Origin of the sequence: Cutibacterium equinum (assembly GCF_028021195.1) — a bacterium.
In the GTDB taxonomy this organism is placed as follows: Bacteria; Actinomycetota; Actinomycetes; order Propionibacteriales; family Propionibacteriaceae; genus Cutibacterium; species Cutibacterium equinum.
Genome location: NZ_CP115668.1, coordinates 1,896,361 through 1,912,756 on the forward strand (window position 1 = coordinate 1,896,361; position 16,396 = coordinate 1,912,756).

15 protein-coding genes, 4 tRNA genes and 1 riboswitch are annotated in these 16,396 nt (G+C 64.5%); of the genes, 6 read left to right on the plus strand and 13 right to left on the minus strand.

All coding sequences use genetic code 11. The features are described 5' to 3' along the window. Nucleotides 1–8: 8 nt before the first annotated feature. The 10 genes from O6R08_RS08640 to O6R08_RS08685 all read right to left on the minus strand — a co-directional run bounded on the left by O6R08_RS08640 (nucleotide 9) and on the right by O6R08_RS08685 (nucleotide 5,688). Nucleotides 9–81 (minus strand) — tRNA-Trp (locus O6R08_RS08640). Between the two features lie 108 nt (nucleotides 82–189). After that, nucleotides 190–1,386 carry an LCP family protein gene (locus tag O6R08_RS08645; protein ID WP_271417759.1) on the minus strand — a complete coding sequence of 399 codons (1,197 nt, stop codon included), beginning with the start codon at nucleotides 1,384–1,386 and terminating at the stop codon, nucleotides 190–192. Nucleotides 1,387–1,511: 125 nt separating this feature from the next. After that, nucleotides 1,512–2,777, minus strand: a complete 1,266-nt coding sequence (locus O6R08_RS08650; protein ID WP_271417760.1) for an aminotransferase class I/II-fold pyridoxal phosphate-dependent enzyme — start codon at nucleotides 2,775–2,777, stop codon at nucleotides 1,512–1,514. Between the two features lie 102 nt (nucleotides 2,778–2,879). Continuing rightward, the gene (locus O6R08_RS08655) at nucleotides 2,880–4,010 is read right to left on the minus strand and encodes a UDP-N-acetylmuramate dehydrogenase (protein ID WP_271417761.1); all 1,131 of its coding nucleotides are present in this window, start codon (nucleotides 4,008–4,010) and stop codon (nucleotides 2,880–2,882) included. Beyond that, nucleotides 4,007–4,423, minus strand: coding sequence for a MaoC family dehydratase (locus O6R08_RS08660; protein ID WP_271417762.1), 417 nt, complete (start codon nucleotides 4,421–4,423; stop codon nucleotides 4,007–4,009). Before O6R08_RS08660 ends, O6R08_RS08655 begins: the two co-directional genes overlap by 4 nt. After that, nucleotides 4,420–4,848, minus strand: coding sequence for an FAS1-like dehydratase domain-containing protein (locus tag O6R08_RS08665; protein WP_271417763.1), 429 nt, complete (start codon nucleotides 4,846–4,848; stop codon nucleotides 4,420–4,422). Before O6R08_RS08665 ends, O6R08_RS08660 begins: the two co-directional genes overlap by 4 nt. 116 nt (nucleotides 4,849–4,964) lie before the next feature. After that, nucleotides 4,965–5,135: a 50S ribosomal protein L33 gene (gene rpmG, locus O6R08_RS08670; protein ID WP_271417764.1), complete on the minus strand. Its 171-nt coding sequence runs from the start codon at nucleotides 5,133–5,135 to the stop codon at nucleotides 4,965–4,967. A gap of 56 nt (nucleotides 5,136–5,191) precedes the next feature. Beyond that, nucleotides 5,192–5,266: transfer RNA gene (locus O6R08_RS08675), tRNA-Met, on the minus strand. A gap of 63 nt (nucleotides 5,267–5,329) precedes the next feature. Then, nucleotides 5,330–5,402: transfer RNA gene (locus tag O6R08_RS08680), tRNA-Thr, on the minus strand. Between the two features lie 205 nt (nucleotides 5,403–5,607). Further along, nucleotides 5,608–5,688 (minus strand) — tRNA-Tyr (locus tag O6R08_RS08685). A gap of 173 nt (nucleotides 5,689–5,861) precedes the next feature. Between O6R08_RS08685 and O6R08_RS08690 the strand changes: the two genes are divergently transcribed. After that, nucleotides 5,862–6,755, plus strand: coding sequence for an exodeoxyribonuclease III (locus O6R08_RS08690; RefSeq protein WP_271417765.1), 894 nt, complete (start codon nucleotides 5,862–5,864; stop codon nucleotides 6,753–6,755). A 1-nt stretch (nucleotide 6,756) separates the two neighbouring features. Here the strand turns inward: O6R08_RS08690 and O6R08_RS08695 are convergent, their stop codons facing one another. After that, complete coding sequence (locus tag O6R08_RS08695; RefSeq protein WP_271417766.1) at nucleotides 6,757–7,692, minus strand: enoyl-CoA hydratase/isomerase family protein; 936 nt, start codon at nucleotides 7,690–7,692, stop codon at nucleotides 6,757–6,759. Between the two features lie 189 nt (nucleotides 7,693–7,881). Between O6R08_RS08695 and O6R08_RS08700 the strand changes: the two genes are divergently transcribed. From O6R08_RS08700 to O6R08_RS08710, 3 genes are read left to right on the plus strand one after another with little or no spacing between them, the layout of a single operon-like run. Beyond that, complete coding sequence (locus O6R08_RS08700; protein WP_271417767.1) at nucleotides 7,882–8,802, plus strand: metal ABC transporter substrate-binding protein; 921 nt, start codon at nucleotides 7,882–7,884, stop codon at nucleotides 8,800–8,802. Beyond that, complete coding sequence (locus O6R08_RS08705; protein ID WP_271417768.1) at nucleotides 8,799–9,539, plus strand: metal ABC transporter ATP-binding protein; 741 nt, start codon at nucleotides 8,799–8,801, stop codon at nucleotides 9,537–9,539. Before O6R08_RS08700 ends, O6R08_RS08705 begins: the two co-directional genes overlap by 4 nt. Further along, nucleotides 9,536–10,477 carry a metal ABC transporter permease gene (locus O6R08_RS08710; protein WP_271417769.1) on the plus strand — a complete coding sequence of 314 codons (942 nt, stop codon included), beginning with the start codon at nucleotides 9,536–9,538 and terminating at the stop codon, nucleotides 10,475–10,477. Before O6R08_RS08705 ends, O6R08_RS08710 begins: the two co-directional genes overlap by 4 nt. On the opposite strand, the gene O6R08_RS08715 is transcribed toward O6R08_RS08710, so the two are convergent. Then, nucleotides 10,378–11,058 (minus strand): metal-dependent transcriptional regulator, encoded by a 681-nt coding sequence (locus O6R08_RS08715; RefSeq protein WP_271417770.1) that lies wholly within the window; start codon nucleotides 11,056–11,058, stop codon nucleotides 10,378–10,380. The two genes, O6R08_RS08710 and O6R08_RS08715, sit on opposite strands and share 100 nt — an antisense overlap. Nucleotides 11,059–11,074: 16 nt before the next feature. Beyond that, on the minus strand, nucleotides 11,075–12,658 hold the full coding sequence (gene mptB, locus O6R08_RS08720) for a polyprenol phosphomannose-dependent alpha 1,6 mannosyltransferase MptB (RefSeq protein WP_408640158.1): 1,584 nt from the start codon (nucleotides 12,656–12,658) through the stop codon (nucleotides 11,075–11,077). A 167-nt stretch (nucleotides 12,659–12,825) separates the two neighbouring features. Between mptB and O6R08_RS08725 the strand changes: the two genes are divergently transcribed. Further along, entirely contained in the window at nucleotides 12,826–14,778 is a 1,953-nt protein-coding gene (locus tag O6R08_RS08725; protein WP_271417771.1) for a 2-oxoacid:acceptor oxidoreductase subunit alpha, read from the plus strand. A gap of 1 nt (nucleotide 14,779) precedes the next feature. Then, complete coding sequence (locus O6R08_RS08730) at nucleotides 14,780–15,859, plus strand: 2-oxoacid:ferredoxin oxidoreductase subunit beta (protein WP_271417772.1); 1,080 nt, start codon at nucleotides 14,780–14,782, stop codon at nucleotides 15,857–15,859. Between the two features lie 353 nt (nucleotides 15,860–16,212). Then, nucleotides 16,213–16,328, plus strand: a riboswitch (cobalamin riboswitch). Nucleotides 16,329–16,396 lie beyond the last annotated feature (68 nt).

The window sequence follows — 16,396 nt, forward strand, 5'->3', positions numbered from 1 at the left end:
GCGTCTCGCAGGGCACGAGGGACTTGAACCCCCAACCTGCGGTTTTGGAGACCGCTGCTCTGCCAATTGAGCTAGTGCCCTTCGGTGCTACCACAGCGGCAACACCAGCACAGGGAGTATAGGAGAGAATACGGCCTCACGTCGAATCAGAATCGCGAACCGTCTCCACAACCCCCTGCCGACCATCCATCACGCCGGATGTTTGGCCGCGTATTGGTCCATGGTGTCAGTTCGCATCGCTTGTGCCAACTCCTCCATGCCAGCTTCGTCGACGATGTCGTACTGCTGACCGTCCTTCGACGTGCCAAAACCCTTGATCGGAGCCTGCACGGAGACGATGTCAGCCCCCGAGTCGAACTTGAGGCTGGTCGCCAGCTTGCGCACCTCCTTGTTCGTGAGCCCGTCGTCAACCGTCATCGTCGAGCCGGCGTCCGACACCACCTGGGAGAACTTCTTGGGGTTGGTCAGCGTGTCCATCGAGAAAATCTTGTCGATCATCGCAGTGAGAACGGCCCTCTCGTTGGCGGCACGGTCCACGTCGCCACGCTTGAGGGACTTGCGCTCGTGGACGTAGGCCAGGGCACTGTCTCCCTCGAGGGTGACGTTACCCTTGTCGAAATGGTGACCCATGCTGTCGAATTCCTGCGGGTTGTAGACCTGGATGCCGCCAACGTCCCGGCTGAGAGTCTTGAACCCGTTGAAGTCGATGACGACGCCGTGGTCCATCTTGACATCGGTCAGCCCCTCGAGCACCTGGATCGCCAGGGGCATGCCACCCCATGAGTACGCGGCATTGATCTTGGCCTTGGAATCCTTCTTGACGACGTCATTGGCCGGGATCGTCACCCACATGTCACGCAGGAAGCTGATGAGGTAGAGCTTCTCCCGGTTGGCGGGAAGGTAGGCAACCATGAGGGTGTCAGAACGACCACGATCCCATCCGCGGGAGTCCGAACCGACGAGGACGAAGGTCTGCGCACCGGTCTCGACCGAGGGGGGACGGGTACCCTGCACCGCCACCGGGGCGCGATTGACCTTCTCCATGCCGACATTGACCGACCTCAGGTAGTAGGCGACGACGCCGACGACGATGAGCAACAGCGCCAGGACGATCGCCAGGAAAACCTTCGGCCAGCGTCGCTTCCGCTTGACCGCCGTTGCAGATGCCACACTGTCCTCGTCGTCAGGGCGCTCCTCGAAGAGCTCGTCGACGGTCGCATCCTCCGTGTCCGGGTCGTAACCGCGCCGCCCAGCGGTCGGCTCAGCGTCCTCGGCCGGAAGTCCACGCCGAGGTGCGGCGCTGGCGTCAGGGTCGAAACCGTGGTCGCCCTCGACATCATCCGGGTCGTCGAACAGGTTGAGTCCGTCGTCGTCAGCCACGGGCATGCCCCTTCCTGCAACATACAGCAGACTAGTTGGCCTTCAGGATACGCGACGCCACGGCCCCACACACGTCGTGAGATTGTGCGGGGCCTTCCCAGCGGGAGTTCCCAGATCGGGACCAGGCGTGCTCAGGCGGTGAGGAGTTTGTCAGCGGCTGCCAACAGGACACAGGTCGCCACGCCTTCCATGGCCTCACGTAGCTCGTCCATACCGGGGAAGGACGGTGCGAGTCGGATGGTGCGATCGTGGGGGTCATGGCCCAGCGGGTGGGACGCCCCGGCCGGGGTGAGGGAGATGCCGGCCTCTTTGGCCAAGGACACCACACGGGCAGCCGTGCCATCCATGACGTCGAGGGTGACGAAGTAACCGCCGCTCGGGTGAGTCCAGGTGGCGACGCCACGACCGCCCAGACGGTTGGTGAGAATGTCATCGACGAGGGCGAACTTCGGGGCCAGGATCGCCCGGTGAGCACCCATGAGCTTGCGGACACCCTCGGCGTCCCCCAGGTACTTCGCGTGGCGCATCTGATTGACCTTGTCAGGGCCGATCGAGCGGATCCCCGCGTGGTCGAAGTACCAGTCCAGATTGGCCTTCGAGGAGGCCAGGAAGGACACACCGTCGCCGGCGAAGGTGATCTTGGACGTGGATGCCAGCTCGAAGACGCGATCCGGATTGCCAGCCTCCTCGGCCCACTGCAGCACCGGCAGCGGGGCAGGCTCGGCGTCGGTGAGGTGGTGCAGGGCGTAGGCGTTGTCCCACCATATGCGGAAATCGGGGGCAGCAGGCATCGACATCAGGGCGCGGACGGTCTGCTCGTCGTAGATGACGCCGTTGGGGTTGGCGTACATCGGCACCACCCACATGCCCTTGACCGACGGGTCAGCAGCCAACCTGGCGACCTCGTCGACGTTGGGGCCATGCTCTCCCAGTTCCACCGGGATCATCTCGATGCCGAGGTGCTCGCAGATAACGAAGTGGCGGTCATAGCCGGGGACCGGGGCGATGAACTTGACGTTGCGGCCAAACCACGGCTTCTCGCCAGCGATGCCGTGGACGACGGCGTACATCGCGAGATCGTGCATGATCGACAGGCTCGAGTTGTCGGCGGCGATGATGTGGTCGACGTCGACCCCCAGCAGCTCACCGAAGATGCGGCGGATCTCGGGCAGTCCGCGTTTGCCTCCGTAGTTGCGGATGTCCTGTCCATCCTCGGCGTGAGCAGGCACATCCATCGTCAGCAGGTCCGCGTTGAGGTCAAGCTGTGCCGAGGAGGGCTTGCCGCGGGTGATGTCGAGACGGACACCACGGGCGACGAGCTCAGCATGCTCGCTGCTGAGCTGCTCGTGTAGGGCGGACAGGTCATCATGGGACAAGTCGGTCAGCGGAGTCGTCATAGATCAATTCTGACCCTTGGGCCCACCACCACGACAGGCGACCCTCCAAACCACGCCAGGCGCGGTTGGAGGGTCGTCAGTCTGATTGGGTATTCGCCGCCCTCAGATGGTGCACCCGACGAGGCGCGGCTCGGGCACCAGGGTGATGCCGTATGCCTCGCGCACTCCGTCGATGACGGTGCGCGCCAGAGCAGTGAGGTCGTCGGAACTGGCTCCGCCGCGATTGGTCAAGGCCAGAACGTGCTTGGTCGACAGGCTGGCCGGGGCGCCGTGGCGAACCGCGAACCCCTTGCCGAAACCAGCGTGGTCAATGAGCCATGCTGCGCTGGTCTTCACCCGACCATCAGGCTGGGCAAAGGCGGGGGCGCCGTCGGGGACAGCATCGGGGGCCACCAGCGGGTTGGTGAAGAAGGACCCGGCACTCCAGGTGTCGTGGTCGTCAGGATTGAGGACCATACCCTTGCCATTACGCAGCGCCAGGACCGTCCGGCGAACCGTGGATGTGTTGACCCGCTCCCCCGGCTCGACCTCCAGACGGCGCGCCAACTCGGCGTACCGGACCGGCAACGACCGGGTACCGAGGTTGAACTGCATCGTGACGTCCAGGACGACGTAACGGTCTGGCTCCGCCTTGAACCGGCTGGAGCGATACCCGAAGCCGCACTGGTCGGCGGTGAAGGTGCGCTGGGTGTCATCGACGCGGTCCCAGGTTCGCACCCGGGCGATGAACTCGCTGACCTCGACACCATAGGCACCGACGTTCTGGATGGGCGTCGAGCCGACCAGACCGGGGATGCCGGACAGGAACTCCGGGCCTATCCACTCCTGCTCGATGGCATGGACGACGAAATCGTCCCAGACCTGACCGGCGGCAACCGTCGCGAGAGCACCACCGCACGAGGACACCTCGGCAGACAGGCCCGAGGTCGCGACGCGCACGACAGTGCCGTCGAAACCGTCGTCACCGACCAGGACATTGGAACCGCCGCCGAGCACGAGGCAGGGCTCGCCGCGTCGATCACAATCCCGGACGGTCTGCAGCAGTTCGTCATTGGTCGTGGCAATGACGAGGTGACGCGCCGGACCACCAACCTTGAACGTCGTCAGCGGGGCGAGGGGGAGGCCGTCGCCTCCGTTGAGGGTGGGCGTGGCGCCGATCGCCTCATGGTGGATGGTGCTGCAGGCCTCGGTGGGATCGTCGTCCTCGTAGGGGCCGATCACAGTGGTACTCACCGCTCCTCCTGCTTGACGACGACCTCAACTCGTCCGAGCACGGATTGTCCGCCGCACGTGACGTCAACACCGAGGGTCGCGGTGTCGTCGGCAACCTTGCGCACCGTGGCAGCGACCTCGATACACGACCCCTCCTTGGTGTCGGGCACGAGCACCGGGCGGGTGAAGCGAGCTCGCTGGGCCACCACCCGCTCGGGTCCCCCGACCCATTCGATGACGGCTCCCAAGGCTGCCCCCATCGTCCACATGCCGTGAGCGATGACACCGTCCATGCCAGCCTCTCGGGCAGCACGGTCGCTGTGGTGGATCGGGTTGAAATCCCCCGACGCACCGGCATAGCGAACCAAGGTGGTCCGGGTGACGCCGATGGTGCGCGGCCCGAATGTCTGACCCTCGGTCAGGTGCACGCTCATGCAGTGGCCTCCGGGCGGGTGTGCCACAGGGTAGAGGTGGCGTTGCCCAGGTGCTCGCCATTGACATGATCCAAGGAGACGTCAATACCGATGATGTCTGTGTTGCCTCGAGTACGAACTGAGGTGATCTTGAGGGTGGATGTCACCTCGTCTCCCTTGTGGAGCGGGCGAATCCAGTTGAAGGACTGATCGGTGTGGATCATGTGCTCCAGCTCGAGACCAAGCTGCTCGTCATCGAACAAGGCCTCCCACGCCCGGGACGCCAGAACCATGGCGAATGTGGGCGGGGCAATGGGGTCGTCGCCCCGGTAGGCCGGAGCAGTGTCACCCAGAGCAGTGGCAAGCTCCCGAATCTTCTCTGCAGTAACAAGGTAGGGCTCTGTCGTCGGATACGTACGCCCGACGTCATCAGGACTGATCGGCATGTGGTTCAGGCTATCCCAGACCCCCGACGGAACAGAACCCCCGAGAACGAACAACACGACGAGGGGCCACCAACAGGTGACCCCTCGTCAAAGATTGTTGGGTTGACGACCCGACGTCAGCGGGTCTCGCGATGGGCGGTGTGCTTGTGACAACGCGGGCAGAACTTCGCCAGCTCCATGCGATCAGGATTGTTGCGGCGATTCTTCTTGGTTATGTAGTTGCGCTCCTTGCACTCGGTGCAGGCGAGCGTGATCTTCGGGCGAACGTCGCCGGACTTCTTGGCCATCTTTCCTACTTTCGAGCCGTGTGGAGTGTGCGCTCCCGAGTTTTCCCGGTTTGTTTTGGTAGCGGAGGCGGGAATCGAACCCGCGACACAGCGATTATGAGCCGCTTGCTCTACCCCTGAGCTACCCCGCCATGTGATCCTCGACGCCCGTTCAGGCCTTGCCCACCGGGTACGTGGGGCCGATTCACACTCAGAGCCCCCAAGCAGAATCGAACTGCTGACCTTCTCCTTACCATGGAGACGCTCTGCCTACTGAGCTATAGGGGCAACGAATGAGAAAACTACACGAGCTTCGGATCGTTGGCAAATCGTAACCCGACTCTCCTGATTCCCGTGATGACACCCCCGTCGGGGATCGGTTTTCAGGCCAATCGGGCTGTCGCACCTCGGATGTTTCCCTGACCGAACACGTCGATCACGGACCCAGCCGTGGCACAACCAACCCCCAGGTCCATCCGACCCGGGGGTTGTGTGGCAGGTGTTGGATTCGAACCAACGTAGGCGAACCGACGGTTTTACAGACCGCTCCCTTTGGCCACTCGGGCAACCTGCCTCACTGGCGCAAGCCAGCGATCGAAGATCATAGCAGGCATGTCAACGGCGTGACCAATCGAACCTGTCGACCAGCCCGAGAAGGGCCAGCGAGGAGGACTCACACACCGCGACGAGCGACGCCGCAGCCACCGTCACGCCGCCACGTCGTACCCCTGTGACAGACTCTGGCCCATGCGCATCGCCAGCTTCAACGTCAACGGCATCCGAGCCGCCCTGAAACGGGGATTCTCCAACTGGATGGAGGCCCGCGACTGCGACGTCATCGGCCTGCAGGAGGTGCGCTGCCGTCCCGCCGATCTTCCCGAGGGCGCCTTCGGAGATCATCACGTCGCATGGGCGCCAGGTTCATTGGCCGGACGCAATGGCGTCGCCCTGCTCACCCGCACCGCGCCGGCTGAGGTGAGGTCCTGGGGCACCCACCTCGTCATGGCTCGCGGCCAAGCGCCCGATCTTGAACAAGCCCGCACCGGAAACACCGACGGACTTCCCGCCGAGCTGCTTCCCTTCGCTGACGAGGGGAGATATGTCGAAGTCGATCTGGCCGAGGCGCCCCTCACCGTCGCCTGCCTGTACCTGCCCAAGGGAGCCACCCCGGACCCCAAGGACGAGAAGTCGTTGGCGAAGCAGGCCCGCAAGATGACCTTCCTCGCCGGGTTCCGCGAGCACCTGAGCACCCGCCGCCAAGAGTGCGAGGCTCAGGGGCGTCACTTCCTCGTCATGGGCGACTTCAACATCGCCCATGAGAACGCCGACCTCAAGAACTGGAAGTCCAACCAGCGCAACGAGGGATTCCTGCCCGAGGAGAGGCAGTGGTTCGACACCATCGTCTCCCCCGAAACCCTCGTTGACGTCGTGCGAGCCCAGCACCCCGACGCCGACGGCCCCTATTCCTGGTGGAGCTGGCGTGGCCAGGCTTTCGCCAATGACGCCGGCTGGCGTATCGACTATCACCTGGCCTCACCGGGATTGGCGAACAAGGCCGTCGCGGCCACGATCGACCGCGACCCCTCCTACGACCAGCGCACCTCCGACCACGCGGCTGTGGTTGTCGACTACGACCTGTGAGTCACGACGGGTCGAACATGGCCTCGACGCGGCGCACGGGCACGTCAGCCACACTCTTGTGGGACCAGTGCGGGTTGCGGTCCTTGTCGACCAGTTGAGCCCGCACCCCCTCGCAGAAGTCCGAGTCGCGCATGAAGGAGCGCCCCAGGGCGCGGTCGGTCTCCAGCACCTCGGCAAGCCCTGAGGCGTCCTCGGCCTTGATGACGGCTGCCAGGGCGACCCCCACCGACAACGGGCAGCGAGTCGCGATCAGCTCGGCTGCCTGGCGTGCGGCATCTTCCGGGTGATCGGCCAAGCGGCGGCACACCTCGACCGGGTCGTCGGTGTTGTAGCACTCCTGAATCCACACCGCGTCGCAGGCAAGCTGAGACGTCTCGGGATCGACGTTGACGGGGTTGCCGGCAGCGTCGACGACCTCGTCCACCAGACCGGCCCACAGCGCTGAGACCGCGTCGATGGGGGCTCCCGTCATGGCCAGGTGGCGCCCGACAAGGCGCGGAGCGCGCGACAGCTCAAATGACGCCCCGACGTCGGGCCACAGGCCAATTCCCGTCTCCGGCATCGCCAGGACGAGATCCTCGCGCGCCTCAACCCGTTCGAGGCGAAGGGCCAGGCCGAGCCCCCCACCCATGGAGATTCCGTGCAGATGCGCGGTTCCGGTATGGACGTCCGCGATCGCCGCATCGACGTCGTACTCGAGATTCAGCCAGTCGCCGGCGGCGTCGGGATCCTCCAGAGCCAGCGAGCGAAGCTCGCGGATGTCAGCCCCGGAGCAGTAGCCGCGCTCCCCCATACCGGACAGATCAATACTGCGCGGCGAATCCTCGACGGCCTCCTCGATGGCCACCAGCATCTCGCCGGACAGTGAATTGATGGCTCTGGGACGATCCAGGGTGATCGTCACATCGTCACTACCGCTGATCTTCACCTCATTCATGGCCCCAAGCCTGCCACCTTCCCGAGTCATCGCCCACACACGCTGGGCGCGGCATGCGTTGTCCGGCGGCAGCCTTCATGCCGCGTTTCCTGCGCACGTCACAGTGACAGGAGCTCTGGTGAAGATGTACTCTCAACTCGAACTTCGGGCGCCCGAACTTTTGTGTTTCCCCTTACCATGGAGGTCTCCATGCATCGCTCCCCTCGCGCCATCGCCGTCGGCCTCGTCGCGGCAGTCGCGCTCGCCCTGACCGGCTGCGGCTCTGCAAACCCGTCGAAATCCCACGACAAACCGGTCGTCCTCACCACGTTCACCGTGCTGCAGGACATCGCGCAGAACATTGCCGGTGACGACCTGACCGTCGAGTCGATCACCAAACCCGGCGCCGAGATCCACGACTACGAGCCCACCCCCGACGACATCAAGAAGGCCTCGAAGGCCGATCTCATCCTCGACAACGGGATGGGTCTGGAGCGCTGGTTCCAGAAGTTCGTGGAGTCTGCTGACGTCCCGCACGCCGTCGTCTCCGAGGGAGTCGAACCGATGAACATTGCCGAGGACGAGTACGCCGGCAAACCGAACCCGCACGCCTGGATGAGCCCGAAGAACGTGCAGATCTACACCGACAACATCGTCAAGGCCTTCAGCAAGCTCGACCCGGACCATGCCAAGGACTACACCTCCAACGGGGATGCCTACAAGAAGAAGTTGCAGAAGATCACTGACGACATGACCGACCAGTTGTCCGGCCTGCCGCGCAATGAGCGTGCCCTCGTCACCTGCGAGGGTGCCTTCTCCTACCTGGCTCGCGACACCGGCCTGACCGAGAAGTACCTGTGGGCCGTCAATGCCAATCAGGAGGGCACCCCGAAGCAGATCGCCTCGGCAATCGACTTCGTCAAGAAGAACAAGGTGCCTGCGGTGTTCTGCGAGTCCACGGTGTCCCTCAAACCCATGAAGCAGGTCGTCAACTCCACCGGGGCAAAGTTCGGCGGCACCCTCTACGTCGATTCCCTCTCCCAGGCCGACGGACCGGTCCCGACCTACCTCGACCTCATGAGCTACGACGCCCGCACCATCACCACTGCCCTCACCGGAAAGGCGTCATGACCGGAGGCGTCGAGGTCCGCGACCTGTCGGTGCGATACGGGGACGTGGTAGCCCTGTCCGACGTCACGGTTTCCGTCGCACCCGGCAGGGTCACCGGCCTCATCGGGATGAACGGATCGGGCAAGTCCACCCTGTTCAAGGCGATCATGGGGATGGTTCGCCCCGAGCATGGCCAGGTCCTCATCGACGGCGACTCCCCCACCGCAGCTCGCCGTCGCGGCATCGTCGGGTACGTCCCGCAGTCCGAGGACGTCGATTGGTCGTTCCCCGTGTCGGTACGCGATGTCGTCATGATGGGCCGCTACGGCCAGCAAGGGTTCACCAGGCGGCCACGCGCCAAGGATCGCGACGCGGTGGCGGACGCCCTGGAACGGGTTGAGTTGGCCGACCTGGCAGACCGTCAGATCGGCCAGTTGTCGGGGGGCCAGCGCAAACGTGCCTTCGTCGCCCGTGGTATTGCCCAGGGCGCCCGCGTCATGCTCCTCGACGAGCCCTTCGCCGGGGTCGACAAACGCAGCGAGGCGACGATCGTGCGACTCCTGCGCGACCTTGCCGCCCAGGGAAACACCCTCATCGTGTCCACCCACGATCTCCACGCGCTGCCTGACCTCGCCGACGATGCCGTTCTCCTGCTGCGCACCGTCCTGTTCCATGGTCCGGTCGCAGAAGCCCTACGACCAGAAAACCTCGCGTTGACCTTCGGAGTTGACGTCACCGAATCCGAGAGGATGACATGAACGCCTTGGTATGGCTCACTGAACCGTTGAGCTACTCGTTCATGGTGCGAGCACTGACAACCAGCGTCGTCGCGGCCGTCGTGTGCGCCCTGCTGTCATGCTGGCTCGTGCTGGTGGGGTGGTCCCTCATGGGCGACGCCGTCTCTCACGCCGTGCTACCTGGGGTTGCGCTGGCCTACATCTTCGATCTGCCCTTCGCTCTCGGCGCGGTGGTCTTCGGATTCCTCGCCGTCCTCCTCATCGGGGTGGTCCGCGGCACCAGTCGAGTCAAGGAGGACGCCGCCATCGGGATTGTCTTCACGACGATGTTCGCCCTCGGACTCATCCTCATCTCGACGACGCCGAGTCAGACCGACCTCAACCACATCATCGTCGGCAACGTGCTGGGCATCTCACACGGCGACATGATTCAAATCGCCATCCTGGCCGGCATCAGCCTGCTCGTCCTGCTGCTCAAACGCCGGGATCTCACCCTGTATGCCTTCGACCCCGTCCACGCCCACGCCATCGGCTTGTCACCGCGATTCCTCGGGGCTCTCCTGCTCGGGATGCTGGCGCTGACAGCCGTCGTCGCCCTGCAGATCGTCGGGGTTGTGCTCGTCGTGGCGATGCTCATCATTCCGGGAGCGACGGCGTACCTGTTGACCGACCGCTTCTCCCGGATGCTCGTCATCGCGCCGAGCCTGTCAGCGCTGTGCACGGTGGTCGGTATCTATCTCAGCTATTGGTTCGACGTCTCCCCCGGCGGTCTGGTCGTCGTGGTGCAGGGCGTGGCGTTCTTGCTGGTCTACCTTTTCAGCCCGCGCCACGGCATCATCACGCGGGCACGGCACCGCGGTCAGTCTCGTGGCTCGACGCTGACCCAGACGGCGTCAGTGGCCGACCGTCCCAGCGCGATGACCCGATCAGCCACGGTCACCTCGATCGAATCGGAGTAAGGGGCCCCCGGACGCGGCTCCAACACGGTGCCGACGCCGATCCCGCATTCCGCCAGGAATTGCAGCAGACCCGGGTCGCTGTCAGACACCCGCTCGACGCGCACGGCCTCTCCGGGGCCCACGGTCGACAGTTGCATCGCCCCGTCGGGATGTTCAATGTCTCCGGTAGGGCTGGGGATCGGGTCGCCGTGGGGGTCCTTGACAGGGTGGCCGAGCAGTTCGTCGATGCGCTCCACCATGAAGTCTGAGACGACGTGCTCGAGGGCGTCGGCCTCCTCGTGAACCTGGTCCCAGCGATACCCCAGGGTTTCTGCCAGGAAGGTCTCAATGAGACGGTGACGGCGCACCATGGCCACGGCGTGCCGGGCACCTTCGTCGGTCAGGGCGACTGACCCGTATCGGGTGTGCTGGAGCATCCCCTGTTCGGTCAGTTTTCGCACCGCCTCGGAGACGGTCGAGAGACGCACACCCACCTTGCTCGCCAGCATCGAGGTGCTGACAGGGTCGTCAGACCACTCCTGGAGACTCCAGATCGCTTTGAGGTAGGTCTGAGAACTCGCGGTCAGAGTGGTCACAGACATGGCAGTAGGATATCGGTCACAACTCCTCGTGGGCTGTGTGTCGATGTGGAACGTGGACATCCTTGTGCGTCCACCCCTGCCCCAGACTGCGTTCATGCCAGACCAGCCGGGCTGCCAGCACGAGCACGAGGGCGACCCCCAGGGCGACCGCACTGTTGCGCCACGACAGGTTGACCGCGTCGAAGGACAACAGGATGACGGTGGTCCACACCGCCGGACGCACATACCGGGCAGCGTCGTCGATCAAGGGCAGCAACAGCGCCCCCCAGAGCACGTACCAGGAGTGCAGGGCGGGTGCGCACAGTGCGACGACGAGGAATCCCAGTGCCAGGAAGGACAGCGGTTTGCGTGGCAGCAGGCGGATGGCCAGGACGACCAGGAGCACGCCCCCCACCAGCACGCCAATCGCCTGCGCAATGGGAATGACGGCAGCCGCTGCCTGGTGAGCCCCGAAGACCCCCAGAATCATGCGCACCCCCAGGCCGACGAGGGTGAACGGCGAGACCGTCAGCACCATGCCGGGAACATCGACGGCGTGATACCAGCCAAACCCCAGACCTGAAGCCCACGAGATACCCGCGAACACCGCCACCGAGATCCCGAGCGACCCCACCGCTCGTCCCAGAGCTGGGAAGAGGTCGCGGGGACGCCAGGACTCCATGGGATGAGCGATGAATGGCAATGCCACAGCGACCATGAAGGCCGGCTGCTTGACGGCCGCCGCCGCTCCGACGAGGACGGCTCCAATCAGCCACGACCAGCTCGTCATGCACGCCAGCCACAGCCCGATGATGACCAGCCCCATCATGAGGGAGTCATTGTGGGCCCCTCCGATGAAATCGACGACGAGGATCGGGTTGAGGGTGGAGAACCAGGCAGCAAAGTGCGGATCACGACCGATCCTGCGCGCCACCCGCGACATCAACAGGCCAAGGGCGATGACGCCGAGAAGGGCTGGGACCCGCATGAACACCGCAGACCAGTAGGGATTGTCGCCGGTGAGGTGGACGATCAGGTGCTGCACGGCCAGTGCCAGCGGACCGTACGGGGTCTTGGTGTATCGCCATTCCTGGGCCACCTGGTCGGCAAAAGCACCCGGCAGCAGACCTGGGTAACCCTCGTAAGGACTGATGCCGTTCTCCAGCAGCCACCCTTGGGCAGCGTAGGAGTAGGCGTCGTGGCTGAAGATGGGCGGGGCAAGCAGAAAGGGCAGACCCCACACGCCGAGGACGGCCCACGGGTGCAGCCCGGCTCGAATCCCCGGACGAGGCTTGCCATGGCGACGCAAATGTCTGCCACGCGGCTCGGCGGCATGGTCGCTGGGTCCTCGACCGGGACGCAACCGAAGCCAGGAATCCACCACCAGACCGACGCCCACGAGGACGAGCAGGGTTCCGACGATGCGCCAGGTCGGGCCACGCAGCCCAGCTTCATCGAGGCGGGACCACCACGGTGAGTTCAGTGGCAGGTAGGCCGGGGTGAGGGACCCGGCCGTGATGAGAGTCGTCCCGACCAGACCCTCCAGGACCGCCCGGGACCGCCATGCATACAGGTAGGCAAACCACGTGATGCGGATTCTTCGACGACAGCTCACCCCCAACTTCACCGGGCCATCCTACCGGCTGTGGCATCGAGCCAGATCAGCGGAGTGGACAGGCGCTCAACCCGAGACGAGGGCCAACGTCGATGAGCGCATTCGATCCTCAGTTGGGCGATGGTAGCGTTAGAAGCCGGTTCCGAAGCTTCCGGACGCGCATCGCGGTCCACGTGACACGTCCCCAGCGGAGTTCCGCGACGAGAAAAGAGGTCAGAGTGCCTTCCAGCGACACGGCACATCACACCACTGACGAGCGAGAGGTCGAGTCCCTCGACCGAGTCGTCATTCGATTCGCCGGCGACTCCGGCGACGGCATGCAGTTGACCGGTGACCGCTTCACCGCCGAGTCCGCCATTCATGGCAATGACGTCTCGACCCTGCCGAACTTCCCCGCCGAGATTCGTGCCCCCCAAGGCACCATCCCCGGCGTCTCGAGCTTCCAGGTGCATTTCGCCAATTACGACATCGCCACCCCAGGAGACCAGCCTGACGTGCTGGTCGCCATGAACCCGGCTGCCCTGGCCGCCAACCTGCGCGATCTTCGCCGCGGCGGCCTGCTCATCCTCGACTCGGCCGAGTTCACGACGAAGAACCTCAAGAGGGTCGGCTATGACGAGGATCCGCGCAACGACGGCACCCTGGAGTCCTACCAGGTCGTCGAACTGGACCTCACAGGTTTGGCCGTGGCCGCCGTCGAACCCTTCGACCTGGGTCGCAAGAACTCCGAGCGAGCCAAGAACATGTTCGCCCTGGGCCTGTTGACCTGGCTGTACGGACGCCCGCTGAGCCCCTCCGAGAAGTTCCTGGCCAGCAAATTCGCGTCCAAGCCAGAAATTCGCGACGCCAACATCGCCGCTCTCAAGGCCGGGCACGCCTACGGCGAGACCTGCGAGCTGTTCCGGGTCCGCTACGAGGTGGCACCGGCACCGATGCCCAAGGGCACCTACCGTCAGATCACCGGCAACCTCGCCACCGCCTACGGCCTCATCACCGGCGCCAACCGGGCCGGGTTGCAGCTGTTCCTGGGCTCCTATCCGATCACCCCGGCCTCCGACATCCTCCACGAGTTGTCCAAACGCAAGGCCCACAACGTCATCACCTTCCAGGCCGAGGACGAGATCGCCGGGGTCAGCTCCGCCATCGGCGCATCCTTCTCTGGTTCCCTGGGTGTGACGACGACGTCGGGGCCTGGCATGAGCCTCAAGGCCGAGGCCATCGGCCTGGCCGTCATGACCGAGTTGCCGCTCGTTGTTGTCGACGTGCAGCGTGCTGGCCCGTCCACCGGTATGCCGACCAAACCCGAGCAGGCCGATCTGTTGCAGGCATTGTTCGGTCGCAACGGCGAGTCGCCTGTCCCGGTGCTCGCGGCCAAGTCCCCGTCGGACTGCTTCGACACCGCCCTGGAAGCCTGCCGAATTGCCGTGACCTACCGCACCCCGGTCATCATGTTGTCCGACGGCTACCTCGGCAATGGTGCGGAGCCGTGGAAGGTTCCAGACCTCGACGAGATTCCGCGCATTGACCCGAACTTTGCTACCGAGCCCAACGCCACCGCCGCCGACGGCTCGCCGCGGTTCATGCCGTACCTGCGCGATCCGGAGACTCTGGCTCGTCCGTGGGCTCTGCCCGGCACCAAGGGTCTGGAGCATCGCATCGGCGGTCTGGAGAAGTCGGCCCGCACCGGAGCCATCTCCTACGACCCCGCGAACCACGAGGACATGGTCGCCACCCGCGCGGCCAAGGTGAAGGGCATCGCCAAGACGATCCCCCCGACCATCGTTGATGATCCTTCCGGCGACGCCGAGGTTCTGGTGTTGGGGTGGGGGTCCACCTACGGCCCGATCACCGCTGCGGTGCGTCGGGTTCGTGCTCGCGGCCTGTCCATCGCCCAGGCCCACGTGCGTCACCTCAACCCGCTGCCCGAGGATCTGGGCGACGTGCTGCGCCGCTACCGCCATGTCGTCGTCCCCGAGATGAACACCGGCCAGTTCGCCATGCTGCTGCGCTCGACATACCTCGTTGACGTGCACACGATTTCGCGAGTGCGCGGACTGCCGATCTCCCCTGTGGATTTGTGCGAGGAACTGTGCCAGTACTGCAACGACGAGACCAAGGAGGCCTGAGATGACTGACATCACCACCGAGGATCGTCCCGCCGGACTTGCCGGTGTGCCCCTGGCGATCGAGCCGCTGAAACGTCGTGACTTCGCCTCCGATCAGGAGGTCCGTTGGTGCCCCGGCTGCGGCGACTACGCGATCCTGTCGACCTTCCAGGGGGTGCTGCCTGATCTTGGCATCGCCAAGGAGAACGCCGTGGTCATCTCCGGCATTGGCTGTTCCTCGCGTTTCCCGTACTACATGAACACCTACGGCATGCACTCCATCCACGGCCGTGCCCCGGCCATCGCGACGGGAGTGGCGGTGTCGCGCCCGGATCTGGCCGTCTTCGTCATCACTGGTGACGGCGATGCCCTGTCCATCGGCGGAAACCACCTCATCCATGCCATGCGACGCAACGTCAATCTGACGATCCTCATGTTCAACAACCGGATCTACGGCCTGACGAAGGGCCAGTACTCCCCCACCTCGGAGGCTGGGAAGGTCACCAAGTCTTCCCCGATGGGCTCGATCGATGCCCCGTTCAACCCGCTGGCCGTGGCGCTGGGTGCCGGATGCTCCTTCGTGGCCCGCGCCGTCGACTCCGACCGCAAGCATCTGGCCCAGGTGCTCACTGCGGCCGCCAAGCACCGCGGCACGTCGTTTGTCGAGATGTACCAGAACTGCCCGATCTTCAATGACGGGGCCTTCGACGACTACAAGGGGCCTGAGGCCAACGAGCATCTCATCCGTCTGGTTGACGGCGAGCCGGTGCTCCTCGGGGCCGATGGTTCTCGCGGTGTGGTCCGCGACCCGGTCAGTGGCGAGCTGACGGTAGCTGACGTCGCCGAGGTGGGTATGGACCACGTGCTCGTCCACGACTCCCACCGGGCTGACCCGTCGCTGGCCTTCGAGCTGGCTCACTTGGATGACGGCTTCGTCGTCAACCAGACGCCGGTTGGTATCTTCCGTGACGTCGAGCGTCCCACCTATGACGACCAGGCTCGCGCCCAGGTCAAGCTGGCTGCCGGGGACACCACCGACCAGGAGTCCCGCGACGCCGCACTGGCCACCTTGCTGGCCGGAAACGACACCTGGCAGGTCTAGGGCTGCGCACTGACCGGGGACGTTCTCGATGATCTGCGCAACGGACGATGATCCGCTGATATCTCGAGACCTCTGCTGCCGCCAAGCTCATGGTCGCAGAGAGTGAATCAGCTGTCTTGATTGACGAGATCGACCGTTCACGAAGGTGTCCCTGTATCTCATCGAACTAGCGCAGTTCAGGCATGCAGGGCTCCTCGTCGGCCAGAACCTGCGCTCACTGGACGCGTTGCATCTGGCTACTGCCATAGACCTTGGCGTTGTCGCACCCTCGTGAATCCCCAACGGCCGAGACATAGGAGCCGACTCATCATTCCAGTGCGTCTGGAGTAGTGTGTTCGCTGTCAGCTTGGTTGATGGGTTGATGCCTGGGTGGTCTGGGGAAGCCGGTGGGATTCCGGCGCTGTCCCGCAACCGTATCCATGCCGCAAGGTGTGGGAGTCGGAATACCAGCCGCATCGGGGTTTGGTTGTTTGTTCCGTCGTGGATTGCGGATTGATGCCGACGTGTCACGCCTGTGTTGCTCTGTTTCCTCGCCGG